Annotated in this window: 26 protein-coding genes and 1 pseudogene; 23 read left to right on the top strand and 4 right to left on the bottom strand. The window is 65.6% G+C overall.

Annotated features, from left to right (window positions below):
- The 21 genes from RCI06_RS06900 to RCI06_RS07000 form a co-directional block, all read left to right on the top strand.
- Window positions 1-306 (top strand): biotin/lipoyl-containing protein (locus tag RCI06_RS06900; RefSeq protein WP_306575211.1); only part of this gene is annotated, 306 nt, incomplete at its 5' end.
- 13 nt (window positions 307-319) lie between these two features.
- The gene (locus RCI06_RS06905; protein ID WP_101548910.1) at window positions 320-1,723 is read left to right on the top strand and encodes an oxaloacetate decarboxylase subunit alpha; all 1,404 of its coding nucleotides are present in this window, start codon (window positions 320-322) and stop codon (window positions 1,721-1,723) included.
- A 163-nt stretch (window positions 1,724-1,886) separates the two neighbouring features.
- Window positions 1,887-2,765, top strand: coding sequence for a YicC/YloC family endoribonuclease (locus RCI06_RS06910; RefSeq protein ID WP_306575214.1), 879 nt, complete (start codon window positions 1,887-1,889; stop codon window positions 2,763-2,765).
- 12 nt (window positions 2,766-2,777) lie between these two features.
- On the top strand, window positions 2,778-3,038 hold the full coding sequence (remA, locus tag RCI06_RS06915) for an extracellular matrix/biofilm regulator RemA (protein ID WP_101548914.1): 261 nt from the start codon (window positions 2,778-2,780) through the stop codon (window positions 3,036-3,038).
- Window positions 3,031-3,648 (top strand): guanylate kinase, encoded by a 618-nt coding sequence (gene gmk, locus RCI06_RS06920; protein WP_121586915.1) that lies wholly within the window; start codon window positions 3,031-3,033, stop codon window positions 3,646-3,648. The genes remA and gmk overlap by 8 nt, the downstream gene beginning before the upstream one ends.
- Window positions 3,635-3,844 carry a DNA-directed RNA polymerase subunit omega gene (rpoZ, locus tag RCI06_RS06925; RefSeq protein ID WP_306575217.1) on the top strand — a complete coding sequence of 70 codons (210 nt, stop codon included), beginning with the start codon at window positions 3,635-3,637 and terminating at the stop codon, window positions 3,842-3,844. The genes gmk and rpoZ overlap by 14 nt, the downstream gene beginning before the upstream one ends.
- Window positions 3,845-3,905: 61 nt before the next feature.
- A complete protein-coding gene (locus tag RCI06_RS06930) occupies window positions 3,906-5,291 on the top strand; it encodes a hypothetical protein (protein WP_306575219.1) in 1,386 nt (461 codons plus the stop codon).
- A 12-nt stretch (window positions 5,292-5,303) separates the two neighbouring features.
- Window positions 5,304-6,518 carry a bifunctional phosphopantothenoylcysteine decarboxylase/phosphopantothenate--cysteine ligase CoaBC gene (coaBC, locus tag RCI06_RS06935; RefSeq protein WP_306575221.1) on the top strand — a complete coding sequence of 405 codons (1,215 nt, stop codon included), beginning with the start codon at window positions 5,304-5,306 and terminating at the stop codon, window positions 6,516-6,518.
- Window positions 6,519-6,522: 4 nt separating this feature from the next.
- A complete protein-coding gene (locus RCI06_RS06940; protein WP_306575223.1) occupies window positions 6,523-7,149 on the top strand; it encodes a chloramphenicol acetyltransferase in 627 nt (208 codons plus the stop codon).
- 36 nt (window positions 7,150-7,185) lie between these two features.
- Complete coding sequence (gene priA, locus RCI06_RS06945) at window positions 7,186-9,630, top strand: primosomal protein N' (protein WP_276871741.1); 2,445 nt, start codon at window positions 7,186-7,188, stop codon at window positions 9,628-9,630.
- A gap of 19 nt (window positions 9,631-9,649) precedes the next feature.
- Window positions 9,650-10,318, top strand: coding sequence for a hypothetical protein (locus tag RCI06_RS06950; protein ID WP_306575225.1), 669 nt, complete (start codon window positions 9,650-9,652; stop codon window positions 10,316-10,318).
- A gap of 45 nt (window positions 10,319-10,363) precedes the next feature.
- Window positions 10,364-10,834: a peptide deformylase gene (gene def / locus RCI06_RS06955; protein WP_101548930.1), complete on the top strand. Its 471-nt coding sequence runs from the start codon at window positions 10,364-10,366 to the stop codon at window positions 10,832-10,834.
- A gap of 13 nt (window positions 10,835-10,847) precedes the next feature.
- The gene (gene fmt / locus RCI06_RS06960; protein ID WP_101548932.1) at window positions 10,848-11,786 is read left to right on the top strand and encodes a methionyl-tRNA formyltransferase; all 939 of its coding nucleotides are present in this window, start codon (window positions 10,848-10,850) and stop codon (window positions 11,784-11,786) included.
- A 3-nt stretch (window positions 11,787-11,789) separates the two neighbouring features.
- Window positions 11,790-12,479 carry a zinc metallopeptidase gene (locus RCI06_RS06965; protein WP_306575227.1) on the top strand — a complete coding sequence of 230 codons (690 nt, stop codon included), beginning with the start codon at window positions 11,790-11,792 and terminating at the stop codon, window positions 12,477-12,479.
- A 13-nt stretch (window positions 12,480-12,492) separates the two neighbouring features.
- Window positions 12,493-13,773 carry a 16S rRNA (cytosine(967)-C(5))-methyltransferase RsmB gene (gene rsmB, locus RCI06_RS06970; protein WP_306575228.1) on the top strand — a complete coding sequence of 427 codons (1,281 nt, stop codon included), beginning with the start codon at window positions 12,493-12,495 and terminating at the stop codon, window positions 13,771-13,773.
- 36 nt (window positions 13,774-13,809) lie between these two features.
- A complete protein-coding gene (gene rlmN / locus RCI06_RS06975; protein ID WP_101548937.1) occupies window positions 13,810-14,847 on the top strand; it encodes a 23S rRNA (adenine(2503)-C(2))-methyltransferase RlmN in 1,038 nt (345 codons plus the stop codon).
- 79 nt (window positions 14,848-14,926) lie between these two features.
- The gene (locus tag RCI06_RS06980) at window positions 14,927-15,658 is read left to right on the top strand and encodes a Stp1/IreP family PP2C-type Ser/Thr phosphatase (protein ID WP_101548939.1); all 732 of its coding nucleotides are present in this window, start codon (window positions 14,927-14,929) and stop codon (window positions 15,656-15,658) included.
- A gap of 17 nt (window positions 15,659-15,675) precedes the next feature.
- Window positions 15,676-17,628 (top strand): Stk1 family PASTA domain-containing Ser/Thr kinase, encoded by a 1,953-nt coding sequence (pknB, locus tag RCI06_RS06985; RefSeq protein ID WP_101548942.1) that lies wholly within the window; start codon window positions 15,676-15,678, stop codon window positions 17,626-17,628.
- 5 nt (window positions 17,629-17,633) lie between these two features.
- Window positions 17,634-18,539 (top strand): ribosome small subunit-dependent GTPase A, encoded by a 906-nt coding sequence (gene rsgA / locus RCI06_RS06990; RefSeq protein ID WP_306575231.1) that lies wholly within the window; start codon window positions 17,634-17,636, stop codon window positions 18,537-18,539.
- Complete coding sequence (locus RCI06_RS06995) at window positions 18,539-19,351, top strand: thiamine diphosphokinase (RefSeq protein ID WP_306575233.1); 813 nt, start codon at window positions 18,539-18,541, stop codon at window positions 19,349-19,351. The genes rsgA and RCI06_RS06995 overlap by 1 nt, the downstream gene beginning before the upstream one ends.
- A 106-nt stretch (window positions 19,352-19,457) precedes the next feature.
- Window positions 19,458-20,519 carry an aldose epimerase family protein gene (locus RCI06_RS07000; protein ID WP_306575235.1) on the top strand — a complete coding sequence of 354 codons (1,062 nt, stop codon included), beginning with the start codon at window positions 19,458-19,460 and terminating at the stop codon, window positions 20,517-20,519.
- Window positions 20,520-20,577: 58 nt separating this feature from the next.
- Here the strand turns inward: RCI06_RS07000 and RCI06_RS07005 are convergent, their stop codons facing one another.
- Window positions 20,578-22,449 (bottom strand): hypothetical protein, encoded by a 1,872-nt coding sequence (locus tag RCI06_RS07005; RefSeq protein WP_306575238.1) that lies wholly within the window; start codon window positions 22,447-22,449, stop codon window positions 20,578-20,580.
- Window positions 22,450-22,702: 253 nt separating this feature from the next.
- On the opposite strand from RCI06_RS07005, the gene RCI06_RS07010 reads away from it, so the two are divergent.
- Window positions 22,703-23,608 (top strand): ribonuclease Z, encoded by a 906-nt coding sequence (locus tag RCI06_RS07010; protein ID WP_306575240.1) that lies wholly within the window; start codon window positions 22,703-22,705, stop codon window positions 23,606-23,608.
- Window positions 23,609-24,200: 592 nt separating this feature from the next.
- Here the strand turns inward: RCI06_RS07010 and RCI06_RS07015 are convergent.
- From RCI06_RS07015 to RCI06_RS07025, 3 genes and pseudogenes are all read right to left on the bottom strand, one after another.
- Window positions 24,201-24,794 (bottom strand): annotated as a pseudogene (locus RCI06_RS07015) (manganese catalase family protein); the annotation flags it as partial.
- Between the two features lie 6 nt (window positions 24,795-24,800).
- Window positions 24,801-25,052 (bottom strand): spore coat protein CotJB, encoded by a 252-nt coding sequence (locus RCI06_RS07020; protein WP_101549065.1) that lies wholly within the window; start codon window positions 25,050-25,052, stop codon window positions 24,801-24,803.
- A complete protein-coding gene (locus RCI06_RS07025) occupies window positions 25,045-25,248 on the bottom strand; it encodes a spore coat associated protein CotJA (RefSeq protein ID WP_101549067.1) in 204 nt (67 codons plus the stop codon). The genes RCI06_RS07020 and RCI06_RS07025 overlap by 8 nt, the downstream gene beginning before the upstream one ends.
- A gap of 163 nt (window positions 25,249-25,411) precedes the next feature.
- Between RCI06_RS07025 and RCI06_RS07030 the strand changes: the two genes are divergently transcribed.
- Entirely contained in the window at window positions 25,412-26,305 is an 894-nt protein-coding gene (locus RCI06_RS07030; RefSeq protein WP_306575242.1) for a VIT1/CCC1 transporter family protein, read from the top strand.
- The last annotated feature ends 188 nt before the right edge of the window (window positions 26,306-26,493 follow it).

Here is a 26,493-nt window from a genome sequence, read left to right on the forward strand (position 1 = left end):
GAGCCGGAGCGGGCGCCCGCTCCGGCTCCGGCGCCCGCTCCGGCTCCCGCGGCCGCCCCGGCTCCCGCGCCTGCCGCCGCTCCCGCCGCCGGCTCGACCAAGATCAACGCGCCGATGCCCGGCAACATCCTCGATGTGAAGGTCAACGTCGGCGACCATGTCGAGGCCAACCAGCTCGTGCTCATGCTCGAGGCGATGAAGATGGAAAACGAGATTTTCACCCCTGTTGCCGGTACGGTTGTGGGCGTCCATGTCAAGAAGGGCGATTCGGTCAACTCGGACGATCTGCTCATCTCCATCGGTTAAGGGGGAATGATCCATGGCTCAAAAGGTTAAAATTTGCGAGACCATCCTGCGCGATGCGCACCAGTCGCTGATCGCGACGCGCATGCGCCTGGATGAGATGCTCCCTATCCTGCCCGCGATGGACGAGGTCGGCTTCTACTCCTGCGAGTGCTGGGGCGGCGCGACCTTCGACGCGTGCATCCGGTTCCTCGACGAGGACCCGTGGGAGCGTCTGCGGACAATCCGCCGCGAAATGCCCAACACCAAGCTGCAGATGCTCTACCGCGGCCAGAACATGCTGGGCTACCGCCATTACGCCGACGACATGGTCGAGTATTTCGTCCAGAAGTCGGTCGACAACGGCATCGACATCATCCGCGTGTTCGACGCGCTCAACGACATCCGCAACCTCGAAGCGTCGATCCGCGCGGCCAAGAAGTCGGGCTGCCACCTTCAGGCGGCGATGTCCTATACCCTCAGCCCGGTGCACAACATCGACTATTTCGTGGACTACGCCAAGCAGCTTGAGAGCGCGGGCGCGGATTCCATCTGCATCAAGGACATGGCGGCGCTCATCACGCCGTCCGCGGCCTTTGAACTGACCTCCGCCCTCAAAAAGGCGGTCAAAATCCCGATCAACCTGCACACCCACTACACCTCCGGCCTCGCTTCGATGGCGCTGCTCAAGAGCATCGAGGCGGGCGTGGACATCATCGACACGGCGATGTCCCCGCTGGCGATGGGCACCTCCCACGCCGCCACCGAGTCGATGGTCGCGGCGCTGCAGGGCACTCCCTACGACACCGGCCTCGACCTCAAGAAGCTGGACGTCGTGCGCGCCCACTTCGCCAAGCTGCGCCAGAAATACCTCGACGCGGGCCTGCTCAACCCGAAGGTCATGGGCGTCGACGCGAACACGCTGATCTACCAGGTGCCGGGCGGCATGCTCTCCAACCTCGTTTCCCAGCTCAAGCAGGCCGGGAAGGAGGACCAGTTCGAGGATGTGCTCCGCGAGGTCCCGAACGTCCGCAAGGACGCGGGCTACCCGCCGCTGGTCACCCCGACCTCCCAGATCGTCGGCACCCAGGCGGTGTTCAACGTCATCATGGGCGAGCGGTACAAGATGGTCACCAAGGAGTTCAAGGGCCTCGTGAAGGGCGAGTACGGCAAGACCCCGGTCGAGATCGACCCCGCCTTCCGCAAGAAGATCATCGGCGACGAAAAGCCGATCGACTGCCGTCCGGCCGACCTGCTCGAGCCGGAGATGGAGAAGATGCGCGCCGAGTTCCCTGCCGAGTATCTCGAGCAGGAGGAGGATATCCTCACGATGGCGATGTTCCCGCAGGTCGCGCCCAAATTCTTCGAGTCCCGCAAGAACAAGAAGTACGGAGTCGACGGCAAGCACGCCGACAAGGCCAGCAAGGTCCATCCCGTCTGATTGTTTCCCGAAAGCCGCCGGTCGAAAGACCGGCGGCTTTTTGCGCTTCCGAAAGGCTATGAAGCCATCCGGAAATTGACAAAGGGGACGATATGGGGTAAAATATCAAGATACGGAAATGTGCGGCGGCGCACGCCAAAACGACGTGGAGGATGGGACGCGGATGGTCAAAAGCATGACGGGCTACGGACGCGCGCAGCAGATGCTGGGCGGCCGGGACATTACGGTGGAGATCAAGTCGGTCAACCACAGGTTTTTTGAATTTTCGGCGCGGGTGCCCCGGGCATACGGATATTTGGAGGAGCGCCTCAAAAGCTACGTGCAGGGGCAGATCTCCCGCGGCAAGGTGGAGGTCGGCGTCACCATCCTGACGGTCGAGGGGCAGAACGCGGTTGTCGAGGCCAACCGGGAGCTGGCGGGCGCCTATGTGGACGCGCTGCGTAAGATCGGCGAAGAGGCGGGGCTCAAGGACGACCTCACCCTCTCCACCCTCACGCGGTTCTCCGACATCTTCACCGTGCGCCGCGAGGCGGAGGACGAGGAGGAGATCTGGGCGGCGGTCAGGACGGTCGCGGACGAGGCGGTGAACCGCTTTGTCGCCATGCGCGCCGCCGAGGGCGAACGCCTGAGGGCCGACCTGCTGAGCCGGCTCGAGAGCATCGGGCGGGGCGTGGCGCTCGTCAAGGAGCAGTCCCCCCGCACGGTGGAGGCCTACCGCGAGCGGCTGGCCGCGAAGATCCGCGAGGTGCTCGCCGACCGCCAGATCGACGAGGCCCGCATCGTGACCGAGGCGGCGATCTTTGCCGACCGGGTCGCGGTGGACGAGGAGACGGTGCGGCTCGAAAGCCACCTCGTCCAGTTCCGCGAGATCCTTGGCTACGACTACCCGATCGGGCGGAAGCTCGACTTTTTGGTGCAGGAGATCAACCGCGAGGCCAACACGATCGGCTCCAAGGCGCAGGACGTGGCGGTCGCGCAGGTGGTGGTCGACATCAAGAGCGACGTGGAAAAAATCCGTGAACAGATACAGAATATCGAATAAGGAGAACGCAAGATGAAGCTCATCAACATCGGTTTTGGCAACATGGTGTGCGCCAACCGCCTGGTGGCGATTGTCAGCCCCGAAAGCGCCCCGATCAAGCGGATCATCCAGGACGCGCGCGACCGCGGCACGCTGGTCGACGCGACCTACGGCCGCCGGACCCGCGCGGTCATCATCACCGACTCCGACCATGTGATCCTCTCGGCGGTGCAGCCGGAGACGGTCGCCAACCGCATGGTGGATGAGGACGACGAGGTCGAGGACGATGAGTGAGGGTACGCTGATCGTCTATTCGGGGCCGTCGGGCGTCGGCAAGGGCACGATCCTGCGGCCCTACCTTGAAAGCCACCCGGAGGCGGTGCTTTCGGTGTCGGTGACGACGCGCGCCCCACGGCCCGGAGAGACGGACGGAGTGGAATACCATTTCATCACGCGCGAGGAATTCGACCGGCTGGCCAAAAGCGACGGCCTGCTGGAGCACGCGGAGTACAGCGGCAACTGCTACGGCACGCCGCGCGCCGCGGTGGAGCGCCACATCGCCGAGGGGCGGGACGTGGTGCTCGAAATCGAGGTGCAGGGCGCGATGAAGATCCGGGAGAGCTTTCCCGAGGCGGTCTTCGTCTTCATCCTGCCCCCCTCCTACGGGACGCTCCACGAGCGGCTCGCCGGAAGGGGCACCGAGACGCCGGAGGCGATGGAAGCCCGGCTGCGCACGGCGCGGTTTGAGCTCTCCCACGCCGCGGAATACGACTATGTGATCGTCAACGACGATGTGGAAAAGGCGCGCGAACAGTTGGGCGCGATCATCACGGCGGCCAAGTGCCGCACCCGCAATATGAAAAAATTTATCGATAAGGTGTGTGAGTTCCATGAGTATGCTTAGGCCGTCGATCACCTCCATCATCAAGCCGGGCGACAGCTACTATGCCTTTGTGGTTGCGGTTGCCAAACGCGCCCGCGACATCGCGCAGGAGCAGGAGGAGGACCACGCGATCACCGAGGAAAAGCCGGTGCAGAAGGCGGTCGAGGAGTTTGCCGCCGGGAAGTATAAGATGGGGAACCCCCATCCGAAGGAATAACGGCAAAGCGGCCCTGCTCTGACAGGGCCTGTTTTGTTTTTCACGCCCGGGAGGCGATGTTGTGAAAAAGATGAAGATACGCCTGCTCGCGCTGGCGGCGGCGCTGGCGCTGCTGCTGCCCGGATGCGCGCCGCGCGGCGGAGAAACGCCGTCCGCGCCCTCTTCCTCTCCGGAAGAGCCGCCCGCCCTGAGCGGGCCCGGCGCGGAAGAACCGGCGGAGCCCGTCTACTACGACGCGGATTTCTACGCCCGCCCCGCGTGGAACGCGGCGGGCACCGGGACGGCGATCAAAAACGGCGCGGCCCTCACCTGGGTGGGGCTCGACAATGAAGTCCTGCGCACCGCCGCCTTCGGGGACCCGGCGGCCGGCCCCGGCCTTTCGCCGGAGGACATCACCCTCACGATCGGCGAGGGCTGGGTGCTGCGCACCGTCCCCGGCACCCGCGCGGCGCTGCGGGAGGGGAAGTGGACGCTTCTGAACGCCGCGCTCTACGACCTGGACGGAACGCTGCTGCACGCCTTCCCCGACGCCTCCCCGGAGGAGGTGGAGGCCGCCACGGGCGACTATGAAAAGCAATCCGCCTATGTGAACGCCTACCCGCTCGGCAGCGGGCACATCGCGCTCGAGACGGGCGCAATGCTGCTGCTCTATGACATCGCGGCCGACGCCCTTTCCCTTGTGGACGACTACCGCGACGTGCGCTGGCAGGGCTTCACCGTCTACGACGCGGGCGCCTACGGGATCTACCAGTGCTGGCCGTTCGGCGAGAGCCTCTACTACATGGCGAGCGTCGACCCGCCGCCCGGCGAGCCCCGCCGGGTGCTCTACCGCCTCGACACGGCGGGGGAGCGGGAGCTTTTCTGCGACGACACGGGCTTTTTCCGCTACAAGCCGGTGGAGGGGGGCCTCTACGGCTTCCGGGAGTGGAACAACGGGATCTTTACCGACGAGGGCTACGAGTGGGGGATCGAGGCGTGGTTCCTCCCCGACGGGGGCGAATGGCGGCTCGTCGCGAAGGACAACACCGCCTCCGGGGACGCGCTTCCCCTCGACGCGTCCCATTACGACTACATCTGGATGGATAAGCGGGACGGAGAGGCGTGGCCGAGCTTCCGCCGCCACGACCTCGCGACGGGGGAGGAGATCTCCTTTTCCCCGCGCGACTACGACGGGCGCAAGCTCTATGACGGCGGCTACGGGTTCGGGCTTTACTGCACCCGCGCGGTCGAGGGCGGCGTGCAGTTTGTCTACGTCGTCTCCGACGTTGCGGAGACGGCGGACGGGGACCTGATGGAAAAGCGGGAATGCTGGCTCTACGACACGCGGGAGGACGCCCCGCGCAGGCTCGGCCGCCTGGACGGCGCGTCGATCTGGGGGATCAACCCTCAGGGGACCCACGCGATCGAAGGCGGCGGACCGCCCTGGCGGGTGGTCCCGCTGGAATGAGGAGGAATCGGAATGTTTGAGGGAAAAACGATCGTCGTCGGCGTATCGGGCGGCATCGCGGCCTACAAGGCCGCGCAGCTTGTGAGCGACCTTGCCAAGACGGATGCCGACGTGCATGTGCTGATGACGAAAAACGCGGCCGAGTTCGTGTCGGCGCTCACCTTTGAGACGCTCTCCAAAAACCGCGTCGCGGCAGACACCTTCGACCGCAATTACGAATATGACGTCGAGCACGTGGCGCTCGCAAAAAAGGCGGACGTCATGCTGATCGCGCCCGCGACCGCCAACGTGATCGCCAAATTCGCGGCGGGCGTCGCGGACGACATGCTCACGACGACGGTGCTGGCGGCGCGCTGCCCCAAGATCGTCGCCCCGGCGATGAACACCGGCATGTACGACAATCCCGTCACCCAGCGCAATCTGGAGACGCTGCGCGGCTTCGGCTTCACGGTGCTCGAGCCGGACAGCGGCCTGCTCGCCTGCGGCGACACCGGCCGCGGGCGGCTGCCCGATCCCGCCGTGCTCTTTGAGGCGGTGCGCGCGGCGCTCACCGAGCGGGACCTGGAGGGGGTGCGCCTGCTCGTCACCGCCGGCCCGACCCGGGAGGCGATCGACCCGGTGCGGTTCGTCACCAACCACTCGACCGGGCGGATGGGGTATGAGCTCGCCGCCGCCGCGCGCAGGCGCGGCGCGGCCGTCACCCTCGTCTCCGGCCCGGTCTCGCTCGCGCCGCCGCTCGGGGTGGCGGTGGTGCCCGTCGTCTCGGCGGCGGAGATGTACGACGCGGTCGTCTCCCGCGCGTCCGGACAGGACATCATCATCAAATGCGCCGCGGTGGCCGACTACCGCCCGGCCGAAGTCGCCAGCCACAAGATCAAGAAGGCGGAGGGCGGCCTCACGCTCGCGCTCGAGCGCACGCAGGACATCCTCTCCCACCTCGGCCACAACCGGACGCCGGGGCAGGTGATCTGCGGCTTTTCGATGGAGACGCGCGACCTTCTGGAAAATTCGCGCGCCAAGCTCTCCAAAAAGAATGTGGACATGATCGTCGCCAACAATCTGGGCACCCGCGGCGCGGGCTTCGGCACCGCCACCAACCTCGTGATCATCCTCACGCGGGAGGGGGCCGAGTGCCTGCCGCTCATGGGCAAGGACGCGGTGGCGGAAAAGATCCTCGACCGCCTGCGCGACCTCTATCGCGCCCGGGAGGAGAGAGGGGAGGCGTGACGGCATGGAGTGGATCGATCTGGAGACATGGCCCCGGCGGGAGCAGTACCGGTATTTCCGTTCGCTCGACCGCCCGCAGTACGACCTCTGCGCGCGGCTCGACGTGACCCGCTTTTGCGAGTTCATGAAGGCGCGGGGCGGGTCCTCCTACCACGCGATGGGGTATTTCGTCGTCCGCGCCGCAAACGGGGTCCCCGCCTTCCGGATGCGCATCCGGGAGGGGCGGCCGCTGCTGCACGAGCGGGTCAACCCCTCCTTCACCGAGCCGCGCGCGGACGGCGAGCTCTTCAAGTGCGTCGGGGTCGAGTGGTGCGAGGACCTCGGCGAGTTCCTGCGCCGCTGCGGCGAGGCGTCGGCGCGGCAGGGGGACCGCTTCCTGCTCGACTCGGAGGAGGCGCGGGACGACTACCTCTACCTCTCCTGCCTGCCGTGGGTCGACTTCACGTCGGTTTCGCAGGCGGGCAGCTTCGATCGCGACGACGCGGTCCCCCACATCACCTGGGGGAAATACGCCCGCGAGGGCGGGCGGGTGACAATGCCGCTTTCGGTGACGGCGCACCACGCCTTCTGCGACGGCATCCATGTGGGGCGGTTTTTCGACGCGCTCCAGCGGATGCTGGATGCGCTCTGAATCCGGACATCCATCCGTGCGAAGGGAGGGACCCCCATGCCGCTGGTGGCGCGCGTCGTCGTGGAGAACGCGGCGCAGAGCTTTGATAAAATCTACAGCTACCGCGTGCCGGAGGGGATGCCCGTCCGTCCCGGCTGCCGGGTGACCGCGCCCTTCGGCGCGGGCAACCGCACCCGGTTCGGCCTGGCCGTCGCGGTGGAGGAGGAGCCGGACGCGGCGGGGCTCAAGCCGCTGGCGACCCTCGTCGACCCCGAACCGCTCCTGTCGGACAAGCTGCTGTCGCTCGTCTTCTGGCTGCGGGACAACACCTTCTGCACCTATTTCGACGCGGTGAAAGCCCTGCTGCCCCCCGGCATCGGGGTGGAGCTGGAATATACCTACGAGCTTTCCAAGGACGCGCCCGCCCCCGAAGACCCGGAGGAACGCCGGGTTTACGACTACCTCGCGGGGCGGGGGAAGCCGGTGCGGGAGGAGGCGCTCCTCGCCGCGCTCGGATTCGAGCGGGACGCGCCCGTTCTGCGGGAACTCTGCGCGCGGGGGACGTTTCAGAAGGCGCAGGAGGTGCGCCGCCGGGTGCTCGACGGGAAGCTCGTCATGGTGCGGCTCGACGGGGAGATTGGGGAGCTCTCCGACGTGCGGGTGAAGCTCACGCCCAAGCAGAAGGCGGTCGTCGAGCTGCTGCTGCAGGTGGGCGAGGCGTCCCTCAAGGAGGTCTGCTATTTCGCCGCCGTCGGAAAATCGGTCGTGGACCGGCTGGTTTCGGCGGGGGCGGCGCGGCTTTTCACGCGGGAGATCTACCGCAGCCCCTACGCGGAGGGCCCGGCGCGGGAGGACGCGGCGGCGATCGTGTTGACGGAGGAGCAGAACGCCGCCTTTGAGCGGCTGTGCGGGCTGGCGGACAGCCGGGAGGCGCGCACCGCGCTCCTCTACGGCGTGACCGGCTCGGGCAAGACGGAGGTCTTCCTGCGCACCATCCGCCACGTGCTCGACGGTGGGCGCGGGGTGATCATGATGGTTCCGGAAATTTCCCTCACCCCCCAGATGATCGACCGGTTCCGCCGGTATTTCGGCGGGCGGGTCGCGGTGCTGCACAGCGGGCTTTCGATGACCGAACGGCTCGACGAGTGGAAGCGGATCAAAAACGGCGGCGCCTCGATCGTCGTGGGGACACGCAGCGCGGTGTTCGCGCCGATGGAGAACATCGGGCTCATCGTCATCGACGAGGAGCAGGAGGGCACCTATAAGTCGGAGATGTCCCCGCGCTACCACGCGCGGGACGTGGCGCGCTTCCGCGCGGCGCAGGAGGGGGCGCTGCTGCTGCTTGCCTCGGCCACCCCGAGCGTCGAGAGCTTTTACCGCGCCCGGGAGGGGCGCTATGAGCTGCTCACGCTGAAAAACCGCTACGGCGCGGCCAGGCTGCCCGACGTGGCGATCCTCGACATGGCGGCGCAGCCGCTCGGCGCGCAGAGCGCGTCCCTCTCGGAGCAGCTCATCGCCGAGCTGCAAAGGAACCTCGACGCGGGGGAGCAGAGCATCCTGCTGCTCAACCGTCGCGGCTACAACACCCTCGTCAAATGCGCCGTCTGCTCGACCGTCGCCACCTGTCCCAACTGCTCGGTGGCGCTCACCTACCACAGCGCCAACGGGCACCTCATGTGCCACTACTGCGGCTACACCGCCCGCCCGGACGAGAGCTGCCCCACCTGCGGCAACAAGTTCCGGCGGTTTTCGGGCGCCGGGACCCAGAAGGTGGAGCAGGAGCTTTGCGAGCTTTTCCCCGACGCGCGCGTCCTGCGGATGGATATGGATACGACGATGGCGCGTTTTTCCCATGAAAAGCATTTTTCCGATATTTTAGCCGGAAAATATGATATAATAATCGGGACGCAGATGGTCGCCAAGGGCCTCGATTTCCCGAACGTCACCCTCGTGGGGGTGCTGTCGGCCGATTCGGCCCTCTACGCGCAGGACTACCGCAGCTTTGAACGGGCGTTTTCCCTCTTCACACAGGTGGTCGGGCGGTCGGGCCGCGCCGAAAAGGCGGGCCGCGCCTATATCCAGACCTTCACGCCGGAAAACCCGGTGATCGCGCTGGCCGCCGCGCAGGACTACGACGGGTTCTACGCGGAGGAGATCGACAGCCGCCGCATCCACCTCTACCCGCCCTTCTGCGACATGGTGGGGATCGGCTTCTCCGGCCTTGCGTACGCGAAGACGAAGGAGGCCGCCCGGCAGTTCCTCGCGGAATTTGCCCGCCGGGCGAAGGCGGACTACGCCGGGCTCCCGCTGCGGGTGCTCGGCCCCTGCGAAAGCCAGATCGTCAAGCTCGCGGGCAAGTACCGCTTTCGCATGGCGGTCAAATGCCGCTACGACAAACGCACCCGCGCGCTGCTGCGCGGCACGGCGGACTGGTATTTCTCCCAGCCGGCCCTGCGCGGCGTGACGCTCACCGTCGACCCGAAATATGAAAGCTCGATCTGACATGCGACTGGAGGACAAGATGAAAAAGGTTTTAGCGGGAATCCTCGCCATCCTGATGGCGCTATCCCTGGCCGCCTGCGGCCGGAAGACCGAGGCCGACCTCGTCAACGACGCGATGGAGCGGTTCGACGCGCTCCAGAACGGAGAGCTCACGGTGACGGTGACCCTCTCGAGCGAGCAGGGGATCGTCGAGGGATTCGACGCCGTGACGAAGGAGACGCTCACCTTCGTGCGCGACGGCAGGCAAACCGACGCGCTCTACCGCTCGGAGACCGCGATGGGGGATGAGACCGTCGTCACCGAGATGAAGATGCAGGGCGGAAAGGTCTACTCCCTCGTCGGGGGCGCGTGGCAGGAGCAGGGGGACGCGGGCGGCAGCTTCGCGCCCTTCGGCGGCCGCCTGAAAAACGGGATCGCGGTCGTCACCACGACCGAGTGGGACACCGGCACCGAATACACGTTCGAGATGAACGAAAAGGCCCTTGCCGATCTCAATAAGCAGGCCCCCGAGGGCCAGCAGGTGCTTGAGAGCAGCGCGACCTACCTCGTCAATCCCGAAGGGCTGCTCGTCGGCCAGCGGGTGACCTCGCGTGCGAGCGTGACGGTGGACGGGAAAACCGACCAGCTCTTCTCCGAAACGGAAACGACGCTCACCGCGTGGAACCAGCCGGATGTCACGATTGAATAAACTATAAGGAAATATTTCCACACAGATTACAAAGGGGATAGAATCATGGCGCTACGGACGATTATCAAGGAGGGGGACGAGCGGCTGCGCAAAAAGAGCCGCCCGGTCACCGAGTTCAACGAGCGGCTGTGGACGCTGCTCGACGATATGTATGAGACGATGAAGGGGGACGGCGTGGGCATCGCCGCCCCGCAGGTGGGCATCCTGCGCCGCGCAGTCGTCATCGATGTGGGCGAGGGCCGGCATGAACTCGTCAATCCCGAGATCGTCGAGCAGGAGGGGGACCAGTACGGCGGCGAGGGCTGCCTTTCGGTGCCCGGCCAGTACGGCATGGTCCACCGCCCCCAGAAGCTCAGGGTGCGGGCGCAGGACCGCTACGGCAAGCCGTTCGAGCTGGAGGCCGAGGGGTACCTCGCGGTGGCGGTCTGCCACGAGACCGACCACCTCGACGGCGTCCTCTTCATCGACAAGGCCGACCGGATGCTCGACCCCGAGGAGCTCGAGGAGACCGAATGACGGAGGGATCGCGATGAGAATCGTTTTCATGGGGACCCCCGATTTCGCGGTGCCCTGCCTGGCGCGCCTGCTGGACGACGGGCACGAGGTGGCCGGGGTGTTCACCCAGCCGGATAAGCCCAGGGGCCGCGGCTACAAGCTGATGCCGCCGCCCGTCAAGGAGCTGGCGCTCGAACGCGGGCTGCCGGTTTACCAGCCCGCCAAAATGCGGGACGGCGAGGCGCTCTCGATCCTGCGGGAGCTTTCTCCCGAACTGGTCGTCGTCGTCGCCTACGGCAAAATCCTGCCGAAGGAGATCCTGGAGCTGCCGAAGTACGGCTGCGTCAACGTGCACGGCTCGCTGCTGCCCCGCTGGCGGGGCGCGGCGCCCATCCAGTGGAGCGTGATCGCCGGGGACGCCGAAGGGGGCGTCACGACGATGTATATGGCCGAGGGGCTGGACACGGGGGATATGATCCTGCGCCGCGCGACCCCCATCGGCCCCGACGAGACGTCGGACGAGCTCTACGAGCGGCTGGCGGCCCTCGGCGCGCAGGCCCTCTCCGAGACGGTAACGCTCATCGCCGCGGGGCGGGCCCCGCGCGAACCGCAGGACGACGCGGCCTCCTGTTACGCGCCGATGCTCTCCAAGGAGCTGGCGGAGATCGACTTTTCAAAGCCCGCGCGGGAGGTGCACAACCTCGTGCGCGGCATGAATTCCTGGCCGGTCGCGCACACGACGCTCGGCGGGAAGCTGCTCAAGGTCTACCGCACCCGCGCCGCGCAGGGAAAGGGCGCGCCGGGCGAGCTGCTCGGCGGAAAGTCCTTCACCGTGGCATGCGGCGAGGGGGCGGTCGAACTGGTGGAAATCCAGGCCGAGGGCGGCCGCCGGATGAACGCCGCCGACTACCTGCGGGGACATCCCGTCGCCGCGGGGACCAGGCTGGGGGAATCCCCCAACGAAAGGGAGTAACTGATGTTTTATCCGCTTGACTACTACTATCTGATCCTCGTCGTGCCCGCGCTGCTCTTCGCGGCGTGGGCGCAGGCGCAGGTCTCGGGCGCGTACAACCGCTATTCGCGGGTGCGCGTCTCCCGCGGGATGACGGGCGCGATGGCCGCCCGCCGCATCCTCGACGACAACGGCCTCACGGGCGTGCGCGTCGAGCGCGTCGCCGGCAAGCTCAGCGACCACTACGACCCCGGCGAACGGGTGGTGCGCCTCTCGGCCGGAGTGTACGACAGCGACTCGGTCGCCTCGCTCGGCGTGGCGGCCCACGAGTGCGGCCACGCGGTGCAGCACGCGACCCACTACGCGCCGCTCACCTTCCGCAACGCGATCATCCCGATCACCAATTTCGGCTCCAAGCTGTCGATCCCGCTCATCATCGTCGGGCTCTTCCTCTCGGGGACGCTTGTGGATATCGGGCTGCTGCTCTTTTCCCTCGTCGCCGTCTTCCAGCTCGTGACGCTGCCGGTCGAGTTCAACGCCTCCTCCCGTGCGCTCGCGACGCTCGAGAACGGAAATTTCCTCGACCGCCGGGAGCTGGAGGGGGCCCGCAAGGTGCTCCGCGCGGCGGCGCTGACCTATGTGGCGGCGCTGCTCGTCTCGGTGGCGCAGCTGATGCGGCTGATCCTTCTCTTCGGCAACCGCCGGCGCGACTGACCGGGGCCGCGCCATGAAGGATGCACGTACGGCGGCGGCGCAGGCGCTGATGCGGATGGAGGGGGCGGGGGCCTACTCCAACCTCGTGATCGATGCGCTGTCCGCCAAAAACGGACTTTCCCCGCGCGACGGCGCATTTGCCGCCGCGCTCTTTTACGGTACGCTCGAGCGGATGCTCACGATCGACCACATCCTCGCGCGCTACTCCGCCAAGCCGCTTTCCGCGCTCACCCCGGCGGTGCGCGCTTCCCTGCGGATGGGGGTCTGCCAGCTCCTCTACATGGACGGCGTGGACGACTACGCCGCAGTGAGCGAGAGCGTCAACCTTGTAAAATCGCTCGGCTGCGTGCGCGCCTCGGGGTTCGTGAACGGGGTGCTGCGCGCCTTCCTGCGGGACGGAAAGGCCGTCCCGCCCGCGGGGGGCTCCCGCGCCGGACAGCTCGCGGTCGACTATTCCTGTCCCGCCTGGCTGGTGGAGGAGTGGCTCGCCTCCTACGGGGAGGAGGCCGCCCTGCGGATGCTCGCAGGCTCGCTCGGCAAGGCGCCCGTCTACCTGCGCGCCAACACCCTGCGGATTACGCCGGAGGCGCTCTGCGAGCGGCTCGTGGCGGAGGGGGCGGAAGCCGTCCCGGCCGCGCCGCCCGGCGGCTGCGTGGCGGTGCGGGGCAGGCTCGCCGTCGAGACGCTGTCCGCCTTCGCGGAGGGGCTCTTCCACGTGCAGGACCGCGCCTCCCAGCTCTGCGCCGAGGCGCTTGGCGCGCTGCCGGGCGAGCGGGTGCTCGACGCGTGCGCCGCGCCGGGCGGCAAGACCTTCACGATCGCCGAGCGGATGGAAAACCGCGGCGAGGTGGTCGCGCGCGACCTGCACCAAAAGCGCGCCGATCTGGTGGCAAAGGGCGCGCGCCGCCTGGGCGTGTCGATCGTCACCGCCTCGGCGGGGGACGCGGGGGTGTACGACCCGGCGCTCGGGGAATTCGACCGGGTGCTCTGCGACGTGCCCTGCTCGGGGTTCGGGGTCATCCGCCGCAAGCCGGAGATCAAGTACAAGCCCCCCGGGAGCATCCAGAATCTGCCGGAAATCCAGTATAAAATCCTGCAAACCTCCTCACAATACCTTAGGAGCGGCGGGCGGCTGGTCTATTCCACCTGCACGCTGCTTCCGGCGGAAAACGAGCGGGTCGTCGAGCGGTTCCTCGCGGAGAACGGGGGCTTCGGCCTGATCTCGCAGGAGACCCACACGGGGGAGCGGGAGGATACCGACGGCTTTTTCACCGCCTGCCTCGAGCGGCGGTGATCGGGCCAAACATTTTGACTGCGGGGCGGTGAACGAATGGGCGGGCTGGACCTGAAATCCTATACATTCCCGGAACTGGAAACGGCGGTCGCGGAGCTGGGGCTGCCGCGCTTTCGCGCGGGGCAGATTTTCGGCTGGCTGCACGAAAAAAGGGTGTCCACATTTGCCGAAATGAGCAATCTCCCGGCCTCCCTGCGCGGTCAGCTTGACGAAAAGTTCTACATAAACGCCATCCGTATCAAAAAAAGACTTGTTTCCAACATAGACGGTACGGTAAAATACCTGTATGAGCTGCGGGACGGCAACTGCGTCGAGGCGGTGCTGATGCGCTACCGCCACGGGAACTCCCTTTGCATCTCGACGCAGGTGGGCTGCCGGATGGGCTGCAAATTCTGCGCGTCGACGCTGGCGGGCCGGGTGCGCGACCTGACCGCCTCCGAGATGCTCGACGAGGTCTACACAGCGCAGGCGGACAGCGGCGAGCGGGTGGACGGCGTCGTGCTGATGGGCATCGGCGAGCCGCTCGACAACTTCGACAATGTCATGGCGTTTCTGGAGAACCTTTCGGACGCGCGGGGGCTCGGCCTCAGCCTGCGGCACGTCTCCCTCTCCACCTGCGGGCTGGTCGACCGGATCTACGAGCTAGCAAAGCGGAAATTGCAGCTCACCCTCTCGGTGTCGCTGCACGCGCCAAATGATACGATTCGGAATCTTTCCATGCCAATCAACAAAAAGTATCATATCGACCGCCTGCTGGAGGCCTGCCGCGACTATTTTGAAGCCACCGGGCGGCGGATTTCGTTTGAATATGCACTGATCGCCGGCGTGAACGACGCGCCGGAGCACGCGGCGGAGCTTGCCGCGCGGCTGCGCGGCATGGGCGCGCACGTCAACCTCATCCCGGTGAACCCCGTCGCGGAGACGGGCTACCGGCGGGGGGACCGCGCTGCGATCGAGCGGTTCCAGCACGAGCTGCAGCGGCTGGGGGTCAACGCGACCATCCGCCGGGAGCTGGGCGCGGACATCAGCGCGGCCTGCGGGCAGCTGCGGCGGCAGGACGCCGCGCGGGAATAGGGCCGGGTCCGCGGGGCGGACATGAGCCGCGGCGGGCGATTCGAGGCAGGACGCCGCGCGCGGAAAAGGGGGATTTCAATTGATACGGATATTTGGCGGCACCGACAAGGGTTGTGTGCGTGCGACGAACCAGGACGCCTATGTCCATGAGATCGTCGACGCGTCCACGGCCTATGTCGTGCTGTGCGACGGGATGGGCGGCGAAAACGGCGGCCACATCGCCTCCTCACGGGCGGTGGAGATCATCGGCCAGGCACTTTCGCGCGGGCTGGCGGCGCATCCCCTCCCGGCCTCGGTGAAGCCGCTGCTGCTCTCGGCGGTCACGGCGGCCAACGCGGTGATCTACGACATGGGCGCGGCGGACGAGGGGCTGCGCGGCATGGGGACCACGGTGGTCGCGGCGGTACTGCTGGGAGACATGCTCTATATCGCGCACGCGGGCGACAGCCGCGCCTACCTGGCGGCGGAGGGCGGGCCCCTGAGGCGGATCACGCGGGACCACAGCGTGGTGCAGCTGCTCATCGAAAGCGGCGAGATCACCGAACGGGAGGCGCGCAGCCACCCGAAACGCAACTATATCACCCGCGCGCTGGGCGTGGAGCGGACGGTGGAAGTGGAGTACATGGAACAGCCCTTCCCGTCGGGGAGGCTGCTGCTCTGTACCGACGGGCTCTATAACTACGCGCCGCCGGAGGAACATATGGAGCTCATTACCACGTGCGCAAGCGAGCAGGACATCTTCCTGCTGATCGACGAAGCGAACAAGGCGGGCGGGCCGGACAACATCACGGCCGTCGTTGTCGCGAAATAAGCGGGAGGACAATTCAGATGGATAAATATCTGGGCAAGAAGCTCGACGGCAGATATGAGATCATGGAGATCATCGGCATCGGCGGGATGGCGAACGTCTACAAGGCGTACGACACCATCGAGGACCGGATCGTGGCCGTCAAGATTCTGCGCGAGGAATATATGGACAACGCCGACATGCGCCGCCGGTTCAAGAACGAATCGAAGGCGATGGCGGTGCTGAACCACCCCAACATCATGCGGGTGTACGACGTGAGCTTTTCCGACCGGCTCCAGTCGATCGTGATGGAGTTCATCGACGGCATCACTCTCAAGGAATACATCGAGCAGGAGAAGGTCCTCAAGTGGAAGGAGGCGGTGCATTTCACCGTCCAGATCCTGCGGGCCCTCCAGCACGCGCACGACAAGGGGATCGTCCACCGGGACATCAAGCCGCAGAACATCATGCTCCTCTCGGACGGCACGATCAAGATCACCGACTTCGGCATCGCGCGGTTCGCGCGCAGCGAAACGCGCACCCTCACCGACAAGGCGATCGGTTCGGTGCACTACATCTCCCCCGAGCAGGCGGCGGGCGACACGATCGACGCGCGCACCGACATCTATTCGGTGGGCGTGATGCTCTATGAGATGCTCACCGGCAAGGTGCCCTTCGAGGCGGACACGCCGGTGTCGGTGGCGCTCAAGCAGATCCAGTCCAAGGCGGTGCTCCCCCGCGAAGTGAACCCCTCGATCCCCGAGGGCCTCCAGGAGATTACGATGCACGCGATGGAGAAGGACGCGGGCAAGCGCTACCAGTCGGCGGCGCAGATGCTCCGCGACATCGACGAGTTTAAGCGAGACCCCTCCATCTCCTTCGAGTACAAGTACCTCAGCGCGCCCCTCGCGCACGACGACAGCAAATATTCCGACGCCATCCAGAACGCCCGCCGCGGCAAGAAGGAGAAAAAGAAAAAGGACAAGCCCCGCCGCGCCCCAGTCATCCCGGTGCTCGCTGGGGTGACGGCCGCCTTCGTCATCGTGTCGGCCGCCTTCATCGGCTGGATGATCTACCTCAACAACCCCTTCGCGAGCGTCGAGGACAAGAAGGTCCCCAACCTCGTGGGAGAAAAATACGACGTGGTGCGCGTCTCCCCCAAATACGAGGAGTTCGAGATCGTCCCGGAGGACGACCCGGTCTACAACACCGACTATGACAAGGGCGTCATTTACGAGCAGAGCCCCAAGGAGGGCACGACGGTCAAGGTCGGCTCGGAAATCCGCGTCAAGATCAGCAAGGGCAAGCAGATGGTCACGCTGCCCGACTTTTCGGGCCAGGACTACGAGCAGGTCGTCGCCAAGCTGACCGAGTGGGGGCTGACGGCCGACCCCAAGCAGATGTACAGCGACACCGTCCCGGCGGGCAGCGTCGTGCAGACGATCCCCTCCGAGGGGGACCAGGTGGCGGCGGGCGACATCGTCACCGTCTATAAGAGCATGGGCCGCGAGGAGAAGCTGGTGACGGTGCCCCCGCTCGAGGGGATCAGCCTCGACGACGCCAAGCTTCTGCTCCAGCAGCGCAGCCTGCTGGTGGGCAAGATCACCTACGACGAGGACTACGAGGACGAGGCGATGAACGGCCTCGTCGTCAGCCAGAGCCCGGCGGAGGACTCCCAGGTGTCGCCGCGCACGCCGGTCGACATCACGATCGCGGGCACGGCGGAGTCGAACAAGCGCCTGCGCCTCATCATCCCGCTGCCCGCGGGGGTCGACCGGATGGTCGAGATGACGGCGGCGCAGGACGGCACCGAGGTGCAGAAGGAGACGGTCAACCCGGCCGAGCTGGGCAGGTGGCCCGCCTACTTCACCGGCGAGGGCTACGCGTCGGTCAAGATCTACTTCGACGGCGAGCTCTACCAGGTCTACGACCTCGATTTCGACGAGAACGGCTACTACCTGCTGGACGACTACTCGTCCGACTTCGCGGAGTAACGGCGATGGACAAGCGCACAGGACTGATCGTCAAGGCGACGGGAGGCTTTTATTACGTGCAGGCGGACGGCGCCCTCCATGAGTGCCGCGCGCGCGGCCTCTTCCGCAAGGAGGGGGTGAGCCCGCTGGTCGGGGACCGCGTCGAGCTCGAGCCGACGGGGGAGGCGTCCGGATACGTCACGGCGATCCTGCCCCGCAAAAACGCCCTCGTGCGCCCGCCGCTGGCCAACGTCGACACCTTTGTGATTGTGGCCTCGGTCTCCGACCCCGCGCCCAACGCGCTCGTCATCGACAAGCTGATGGCGATCGCCTGCCACAAGGAGATCCGCCCGATGCTCGTCATCACCAAGAGCGACCTCGGCGGACCCGACGCGCTCGAGGAGATCTACCGGACGGTCGGCATCCCGGTGTTCGCCGTCTCCCAGCAGAGCGACGAGGGCCTCGAAGAGATCCGCGCGGCGCTCTCCCACGGGATCAGCGCCTTTTCCGGCAACACGGGCGTGGGCAAATCGAGCTTACTCAACCGCATCGACGGGCGGCTGTCGATCGCGACGGGGGAGACAAGCCGCAAGCTCGGCCGCGGCAGGCACACCACCCGCCACGTCGAGCTCTATCCCATCGGGGAGGACGGCTGGATCGCCGACACGCCGGGCTTTTCGGCGGTCGACCTCGAACGGTACGAGATCATCCGCAAGGAGGAGCTCGCCGGCTGCTTTCCGGAATTCGCTGAATTTTCGGGGAACTGCCGGTTTACCGGCTGCTCCCACACGGTGGAAAAGGGGTGCGCCGTGCTCGAGGCGCTGCGGGAGGGGATGATCCACCCGTCGCGCCACGCGAGCTACCGCGCGCTCTATGAAGACGCGAAGAAGCTGAAGGAATGGGAACTGAAGGACCCACAGGAGAAAAAATGATGCCGAAGAATCCCGACTGCGCCTGCCCGCGAGACTGCCCCCGCCACGGGGACTGCGAAGCGTGCATCGCCTTCCATAAGACGCGCCCCAACCCGCCCGACTGCATGCGCGTAAAGAGACGGCCCGCCCCCAGGGGGACGGGCCGCTGTCTCCTGGTCGCGGGCGGGCCGTCCGGGGACCACGCCGGCGTGGAACTGAAAGCCGCGCCGGGCGACCTCGTGATCGCGTGCGACGCGGGCTATCCCGCCGCGCTGCGGCTCGGGCTGAAGCCCGCCCTCGCGGTCGGGGACTTCGACTCCTACGGCGGGGAGATCGCCCCGGACGTCGAAGTGGTGCGCACCCCCGTGCGCAAGGACGACACCGACACGATGACGGGGCTGCGGCTGGGGCTGGGCCGCGGCTGCCGGGAGTTCGTGATCGTCGGCGCGCTGGGCGGCAGGCTCGACCACACGGTCGCCAATTTGCAGGCCCTCTGCTGGCTCTGCACGCAGGGCGCGCGGGGAGTCATCCTTTCGGCGGACAACCGCGCCTGGGCGGTCAGGGACGGCGCGCTCGAGCTGCCCCGCATGGAGGGATGGTATCTGTCGGTCTTCGCCGCCGGGGAATGTGAGGGCGTGACGCTGCGCGGGGTGGAATACCCGCTCACCGGGGCGCGGCTCTCCCCGTCGATGCCGATCGGGGTGAGCAACGAGTTTTCCGCCGATACGGCGCGCATCGAGGTCGCGCGCGGCACCCTGATCGTGATCGCGTCGCGCCGGGAGGCCCGGGACACGGAGAAAAATGAAACCGCCCCCGCCGGGACGGCGGAATAAAAAGCGGCCCGCCGTTTGGCGGGCTGCTTTACTTTCCGGGCAAACGCGCCTATAATAGAAGCATGTTCGCAGTCCATGACAGAGATGAGGAGAAGGAGCGGTAGAGATGACAACGATCACCCAGGCCCCCTATTTGATGACCGACTTGGGACAGTCGACCCTTTATACGATGCGGAACAAAAACGGTATGCAGGTGTCCGCGACCGACTTCGGCGGCCACCTCGTGTCGGTCCTCGCGCCCGACCGCGATGGAAAGCTGGCCGACGTCATTCTCGGCTACGGGGATTACGCGGGCTACAAGGTGAACAAATACTATCTCGGCGCGGCGGTGGGCCGCTGCGCGAACCGCATCGGCAAGGGCCGGTTCACCCTCAACGGGAAGGAGTACCAGCTCGCGCTCAACGACAACGGCGTCAACCACCTGCACGGCGGCACGGTCGGCTTTGACCAGAAGCTGTGGGCCGGTAAGGTGATCTCCTGCGAGGAGGGGCAGGCGCTGCGCCTGCGGCTGGTGAGCCCCGACGGGGAGGAACACTACCCCGGCGCCCTGAGCGTCACGATGACCTATACCCTCACCGACCGGAACGAGCTGGTCCTGCACTACGAGGCGGCGAGCGACGCGGACACCGTCTGCAACCTCACCAACCACGCCTACTTCAACCTCGCGGGCCACAACTCAGGCACGATCCTCGGCCAGCAGCTGAAAATTTACGCCGACCATTTCACCGAGGCGGACGCCGAGAGCATCCCGACCGGCAGGGTCCTGCCGGTGGAGGGCACGCCGATGGACTTCCGCGATTACCACAGGGTCGGGGAGCGGATCGACGCGGATTATCTCCCGCTCAACTACGGCGGCGGCTACGATCACAACTGGGTGCTCAATTCCCCCGCGGGCGAGCTCGGCCCCTGCGCCGAAATGTGGGATGAGGCGAGCGGAAGGCATATGACCTGCCTGACGACCCTGCCGGGCGTGCAGTTCTATTCGGGCAACTTCATCGACGGCACCCAGCTCGGCAAGGAGGGCTGCTACTATGAGAAACGGGGGGGCCTCTGCCTCGAGACGCAGTTCGCGCCCGACTCGGTCAATCACCCCGAGTGGCCGAATCCCGTCCTGCGGGCGGGCGAGCCCTACGACCACACGACCATCTACCGCTTCGACGTAAAATAGTCCCCGGGAATCCAAAAGGCGGCCCGCCGAGCGCGGGCCGCCTTTTTTCGTTCGTTTGTCAGCGGACGTTGATTTTGATCTGTCCCTTGGTCCGGTCGTATTTGCTGCTGTCGGGATAGAAGTAGAAGCTGTAGTAGCCGCTCTTGGTGATCTTGGTGTCCTCGTCGACCCACTCGAAATCGCCGTCCAACCGGTCGTTGTCCGAATTGTAGGCGTGCACGTTGTCCTCGAGCTCGTCGTCGTACTCGTAGAGCCGGTCGTTCTTGTCCGCGCGGAAGGAGGAGGTGTTGAAGTGGACCGCGCCGCTGCCGCTGCCGCTGACGGTGATCTTGATCTGCCCGCGGGTCTTCTCATACTTGCTGCTGTCGGGGATGAAGTAGAAGTCGTAGCTGCCCGTCTTGGTAATCCGGGCGCTCTCATCGACCCACTTGACCTTGCCGCTCACCTTGTCGCCGTCCCTGTTGCGGGCGGTGACGTTGTCCTCGAGTTTGTCCTCGTAGTAGTAGAGGCGGTCGTCCTTGTCGGCCTTGAAGCTGTCGGTTTTGAGGGTCAGCTTCTTGTTGCTCGAGCTCGAGCCGCTGCCGTTGACGGTGATCTTGATCTCGTCGCGCACCCGGTCGTATTTGCTGCTGTCGGGGATGAAGTAGAACTCATAGTAGCCCGTCTTGGTCACGCGGGTGGTGTCGGAGACCCATTTGACCTCGCCTCTGATGCGGTCGCCGTCGTCGTCGTAGGCGTCGACCTCGTCCTCAAGCTCGCTCACGAGGCTGCGCAGGCGGGTGGTGGTGTTCTTGACGTTGATCGAGCCGATGCGCAGCTCGACGTCGTCATCGCCGTCATCGTCATCGCCGTCCACGGTGATGCGGATGGTGCCGGTCGTGGTCTTATACCGGCTGCTGTCCGGCTCGAAGACGAATTTGTAGCTGCCGCTCTTCTTGACGACGGTGGAGCGGGAGGAATCCCAGCTCACCTCGCCCGAGATCGTCTTGCCGTCGTAGGTGGCCTTGACGTTGTCCTCGAGGTCGTCCTCCAGGTCGCGCAGACGGTCGCCCGAATCGGCGCGGATCGTCTTGGTGGTCAGCTTGACGCCGGTGCTGCTCGTGCTGCTGTCCTCATCGTCGTCGCCCCCGTCCACGTCGATGTAGATCGAGCCGTAGGTCTTTTTGTAGCTGCTGCTGTCGGGGGTGAAGAGGAAGCGCACGGTGCCGCTGCGGCGGATCGCGGTGCTGCCGGAGGAGACCCAGCTCACCCTGCCCGACACCTTGCGGCCGTTATAGGAGGCGGTGACGTTTTCCTCCAGGTCGTCCTGAAGCGAGCTGAGCCTGTCGCCGTAATCGGCGTCGATCGTCCGGGTGCTCAGCTTGAGGGCGGAGGAACCGCTCGTGCTGTCCGAATCGCTGCCGCTTCCCGTCTTGAGGGAGCCGACGGTGCCCGAGACGGACGATTTGGTCACGGCGGTCACCGATTTGACGCTGGAGCCGCTCGAAGCGGTCAGCTTGGCCTTGCTGCTGGTGAGCTTGGCGGTCGTGACCGTTGCGCCGCGCGAGACGGTGACCTTGTTGGCGCCCGCTACGGTCAGCGTGCCGACCGTGCCGCCGATGGTCACCTGAACGTCGCTGTCAAGCGTCTTGGAGAGGGAAAGCGAGGGAAGCGAGCCGGTGACGCTCAGGTCGGACTGGCTGCCCAGCGTGATCCGGCGGGACTTTCCGGTCGAGTCGGTGAAGCAGACGAGCAGGTCGCCCTTGCTCGAGGTGAGGGACACCGCCCCGTCCTTGGAGAGATAGGACCCGGTGAGGCTTCCTCCCCTGTAAAACTGGACATACTTATTCTGGACCTTGAGGCTGTAGTTTGATGCCGCAGACGCGCCGACTGCCAGGGAGAGCATCATGACGAGCGCCAGGCAGATTGCGGTAATCCGTTTGACAGACATTTTGATCGAAATCCTTTCTTTCTTCATGCTGCGGTGGTGTCGATTCGGGCGGACGGGAACGCAAAGCCGTCCTCCGCGCCGCTTCTTTCTAATAGGTGTGCGGAAAGGCGCGTTTTGATGCACGATCCTTCCAGACGAGCCACATATTTTAATCACATTCTGCATCATTTTGCCTGAAAAGTCAACCGCGGGAGGAAAGACCGCCCCCCGCCGTGCTATAATAGGAATATCCGCGGAGAAAGGGGGAATTTGGATGCTGTCGGTCTGTCTGCCGGGGACGGGCGGCTTCATGCCGCTGGGGAACCGCTGGCTCACCTGCTGCTGGATGGAATACCAGGGCCGCGCGCTGCTCATTGACTGCGGCGAGGGGACCCAGCTCGCGCTGCGGGCGGCCGGGTGCCGGCTGAGCCGGCTGGACACCCTGCTGATCACCCACTACCACGCCGACCATGTCGCCGGGCTGCCCGGGCTGCTGCTCTCGGCGGGCAACAGCGGCAAGACCACCCCGCTCACGATCGCGGGGCCGCCCGGCCTGCGGTACGTCGTGCCCGCCCTGATGATGATCGCGCCGGTGCCCTACCCGGTCGAGCTCGTCGAGCTGGGCGCCGGGGACGCGCTGGACGGCTGGGACGGCCTGACCGTCTCCAGCCTCCCCCTCAAGCACCGCATCCCCTGCTACGGCTACCGGGTGCGGGTGGCCCGCAAGCCGGTCTTCAACCCGCAAAAGGCCGAGGCGCTCGGAATCCCCAAACCGCTCTACCGCACGCTGCACGCGGGGGAGGCGGTGACGCTGCCGGACGGGCGGCGGATCGAGCCGGAGCAGGTGCTCGACGGCGCGCGCAGGCCGCTTTCCGTCTGCTACTGCACCGACACGCTGCCCATCCCGGCGATCGCCGAATTCGCGCGGGACGCGGACCTGATGATCGCCGAGGGGATGTACGGCGACGACGCGATGGAGGAAAAGCTCCGGGAAAAGATGCACAGTCTCTTTTCCCAGAGCGCGCGCCTGGCCGCGCGGGCGGACGCCCGGCGGCTGTGGCTGACCCACTACAGCCCCGCGCTCGCCGACCCGCAGGAGTGGATCGGCCGCGCGCGGGAGGAATTCCCCGGCGCGGTCGCCGCCCACGACGGCATCCGCATCACGCTGGGCGGCGAATAATCCGGCCGAAAGGGGAGGGGCCCGCCCGGCGGGCCCCTCCCCTTTTGCGCCAAAGCGGGTGCAAAAAGAGGGCCCCCGGTAAACGGGGACCCTCGGGGATATCGTAATTTGCCAAAGCAAAGAGCAGGCGCGCGGGGAAAGCGGGTCAGCCGCAGCCGCCGCCGCGCTTATTGCGCTTGGCGTAGGGGGCGGGCTGGGGCGCGCAGCAGCAGCTGTTCATGCCGATCGGATTGGGCACAAAGGAGCTGTAGACCGGCGGGGTCTCCACACAGCCGCAGGCCGGCTTCTCGGGCATCGCGGCGGCGCATCCGCAGGCGGGGTCCGCAGCGGCGGCGGCACAGCCGCAGGTCGTTTCCGTCACGACGGCCGCGCATCCGCAGACGGTGTCCGGGACCGCGTTCGCGCATCCGCAGGCAGGCTCCGCGGCGGGAACCGCACATCCGCACCCGCAGGCGTTGTTGACCGGCGCGCAGGAGCGGGGCTGGGCGCAGGGCTGGCAGGGCTGCGCCTGCTGGGCGCAGCCACAGGCGGGAGCAGCCGCGGCGTCGGGCGTGCAGGGAGGCGAAAAGAGCTTCTGGGGCGGGTTGCATTTTTTATCGAAGCTCGGGTTGAACGCGTAGAAGTTCTTCGCGTCGAGGTTCTCCTGGGTAATGCGCAGCGCGTCGCCGAACCGCTGGAAATGCACGACTTCGCGTTCCCGCAGGAACTTGATCGGGTCGCGCACGTCGGGATCGTCGGCGAGGCGCAGGATGTTGTCGTAGGTCTTGCGGGCCTTCTGCTCGGCCGCGAGGTCCTCGTAAAGGTCGGCAAGGGTGTCGCCGGAGACCTGGAGCTCGGAGGTCGAGAAGGGGTAGCCCGAGGCGGCCTGCGGGTAGACGCCCGCGGTGTGGTCGACAAAGTAGGTGTCGAAGCCGCTGCGCTTGATCTCTTCGGGCGTCATGCAGCGGGTGAGCTGGTAGATGATCGCGGAAACCATCTCGATGTGGGCGAGCTCTTCGGTGCCGATGTCGGTGAGCATGCCTTTTACCTGCGCGTAGGGCATCGAATAGCGCTGCTGAAGATAGCGGGTCGCGGCGCCCATTTCACCGTCGGGGCCGCCGACCTGGCTGATGATGAATTTGGCCAGCGCGGGGTTGGGACGTTTGATCTTAACGGGGTATTCCAGTTTCTTTTCGTATAACCACATGATGTACTAAGCCTCCATTTCCCAGGGCCACGGATCGTCCACCCATGTCCATCTGTTCGGGTTGCAGTTTTCACGCATGGTCAGCGGCCCAAACTGCTGGTTATAGAGCGCAACCGCTTCATCGCGCAGTTTTTTGTGTTTCTCGTAGTATGCCAGAGCGGGCTGGCAGGTGGGGTGGCCGTCCAAATAGAGGACGACTTCGGTAATCGCAAAGTCATGCATCTGGATCTGCTTTAAAAGCCTCTGACGTTCACACACAAGGACACGCCCCCTCTAAAAAAGGTTTGTCGAGTCCGGGGAAGATCGTTCCGCGGGAAAGCCCCACTTCCGCCTCATAGACGGGGCCCCACTGCTGCCATGGCGAATAGGTCATGGACAGGGCGGGCATCACGTCGGGCCAGCACGGGTCCTGCACCTGGACCGCGTATGCGCCCATATCGGGTTTGAGTACCATATCCGAATTTCTCCTTTACCAAAACGGTTGGGGTGTTGACCCCCTCGATTCATACTATGAGTGGCCGTTGATTGTGTGATTTGGATTTGTATGGATGAGAAAAACGTGTTAAAATAGGGGACAATGATAACCGGATAAAAATGTGACGGAAGGGGATGTTTTGATGGAAAAGGAGCGGGATACCCAAATTTCACAAAAAGCGCTGGAAGCGATCCGCGTGATGCAGCAGACCGAGATTACCGAGTATGCCACCTATAAGGCGATCGCGTCCCGCCTCAAGGACGGGAAAAACAAGCAGGTGCTCAACCGGCTGGCGGAGGAGGAGCTCGTCCACTGCAATATCTGGAAAAAATACACCGGCGAGGAGATAAAACCGCAGGGCCTGAAGGTGTGGTGGCGCAAGCTGCTTGCAGGGGTGCTCGGCTTTACCTTCACGATCAAGCTGATGGAGAACCGGGAGGACGTGGCGCAGCACGACTACGCCGCGCTGGCCGCGGAGGTGCCCGAGAGCGCCGAGGTCATGGCGCAGGAGGACGCGCATGAACGGGCGCTGATGGACCTGCTCGACGAGGAACGGCTCCAGTACGTCGGGTCGATGGTGCTCGGGCTCAACGACGCGCTCGTCGAACTGACCGGAACTCTCGCGGGGCTCACCCTCGCGATGCAGAACACGCGGATCATCGCGCTGTCCGGGCTGATCACCGGCATCTCCGCCACCCTCTCAATGGCGTCGAGCGAATTCCTCTCCGCCAAGAGCGAGGGCCGCAAGGACGCGCTCAAATCCTGCGTCTACACCGGCATCGCCTACCTGGTCACCGTGGCGCTGCTCATCCTGCCCTACCTGCTCTTTCCACCCAAGGGCTATCTGTTCGCGCTCGGCACCATGCTGGCGGTCGTGGTGCTGATCATCGTCATCTTCAACTACTATATCGCCGTCGCCAAGGACCTGCCCTTCAAACGCCGCTTCGCGGAGATGGCCTGCATCTCGCTGGGCGTCGCGGCGCTCTCCTTCGTCGTCGGGCTGCTCGTCAAATTGTGGCTCGGCGTGGACGTCTGACCGGAAACGGTTTACGCGTTTTTCCCGCAGCGGGCGGCCGAATGGCCGCCCGTATTTTTTGGACTTTTGGCGTGCCATAAGATTCCTGCGAATCCGTCGAAGCCTTCCACATAAATCCGATTTTGCCAGTCAATAATAACCTTGCCGAACATACCATATTTTCAGATAGAACAAGGAGGAGCAATTCG

Source organism: Anaerotruncus massiliensis (ex Togo et al. 2026) (assembly GCF_030825285.1).
GTDB classification, from domain to species: Bacteria; Bacillota; Clostridia; order Oscillospirales; family Ruminococcaceae; genus Anaerotruncus; species Anaerotruncus massiliensis.

Coding starts and splice junctions, on each gene's coding strand:
- RCI06_RS06905 (WP_101548910.1), top strand. CDS start 320: ATGGCTCAAAAGGTTAAAATTTGCGAGACCATCCTGCGCGATGCGCAC.
- RCI06_RS06910 (WP_306575214.1), top strand. CDS start 1,887: ATGGTCAAAAGCATGACGGGCTACGGACGCGCGCAGCAGATGCTGGGC.
- remA (WP_101548914.1), top strand. CDS start 2,778: ATGAAGCTCATCAACATCGGTTTTGGCAACATGGTGTGCGCCAACCGC.
- gmk (WP_121586915.1), top strand. CDS start 3,031: ATGAGTGAGGGTACGCTGATCGTCTATTCGGGGCCGTCGGGCGTCGGC.
- rpoZ (WP_306575217.1), top strand. CDS start 3,635: ATGAGTATGCTTAGGCCGTCGATCACCTCCATCATCAAGCCGGGCGAC.
- coaBC (WP_306575221.1), top strand. CDS start 5,304: ATGTTTGAGGGAAAAACGATCGTCGTCGGCGTATCGGGCGGCATCGCG.
- RCI06_RS06940 (WP_306575223.1), top strand. CDS start 6,523: ATGGAGTGGATCGATCTGGAGACATGGCCCCGGCGGGAGCAGTACCGG.
- priA (WP_276871741.1), top strand. CDS start 7,186: ATGCCGCTGGTGGCGCGCGTCGTCGTGGAGAACGCGGCGCAGAGCTTT.
- RCI06_RS06950 (WP_306575225.1), top strand. CDS start 9,650: ATGAAAAAGGTTTTAGCGGGAATCCTCGCCATCCTGATGGCGCTATCC.
- def (WP_101548930.1), top strand. CDS start 10,364: ATGGCGCTACGGACGATTATCAAGGAGGGGGACGAGCGGCTGCGCAAA.
- fmt (WP_101548932.1), top strand. CDS start 10,848: ATGAGAATCGTTTTCATGGGGACCCCCGATTTCGCGGTGCCCTGCCTG.
- RCI06_RS06965 (WP_306575227.1), top strand. CDS start 11,790: ATGTTTTATCCGCTTGACTACTACTATCTGATCCTCGTCGTGCCCGCG.
- rsmB (WP_306575228.1), top strand. CDS start 12,493: ATGAAGGATGCACGTACGGCGGCGGCGCAGGCGCTGATGCGGATGGAG.
- rlmN (WP_101548937.1), top strand. CDS start 13,810: ATGGGCGGGCTGGACCTGAAATCCTATACATTCCCGGAACTGGAAACG.
- pknB (WP_101548942.1), top strand. CDS start 15,676: ATGGATAAATATCTGGGCAAGAAGCTCGACGGCAGATATGAGATCATG.
- rsgA (WP_306575231.1), top strand. CDS start 17,634: ATGGACAAGCGCACAGGACTGATCGTCAAGGCGACGGGAGGCTTTTAT.
- RCI06_RS06995 (WP_306575233.1), top strand. CDS start 18,539: ATGCCGAAGAATCCCGACTGCGCCTGCCCGCGAGACTGCCCCCGCCAC.
- RCI06_RS07000 (WP_306575235.1), top strand. CDS start 19,458: ATGACAACGATCACCCAGGCCCCCTATTTGATGACCGACTTGGGACAG.
- RCI06_RS07005 (WP_306575238.1), bottom strand. CDS start 22,449: ATGTCTGTCAAACGGATTACCGCAATCTGCCTGGCGCTCGTCATGATG.
- RCI06_RS07010 (WP_306575240.1), top strand. CDS start 22,703: ATGCTGTCGGTCTGTCTGCCGGGGACGGGCGGCTTCATGCCGCTGGGG.
- RCI06_RS07025 (WP_101549067.1), bottom strand. CDS start 25,248: ATGGTACTCAAACCCGATATGGGCGCATACGCGGTCCAGGTGCAGGAC.
- RCI06_RS07030 (WP_306575242.1), top strand. CDS start 25,412: ATGGAAAAGGAGCGGGATACCCAAATTTCACAAAAAGCGCTGGAAGCG.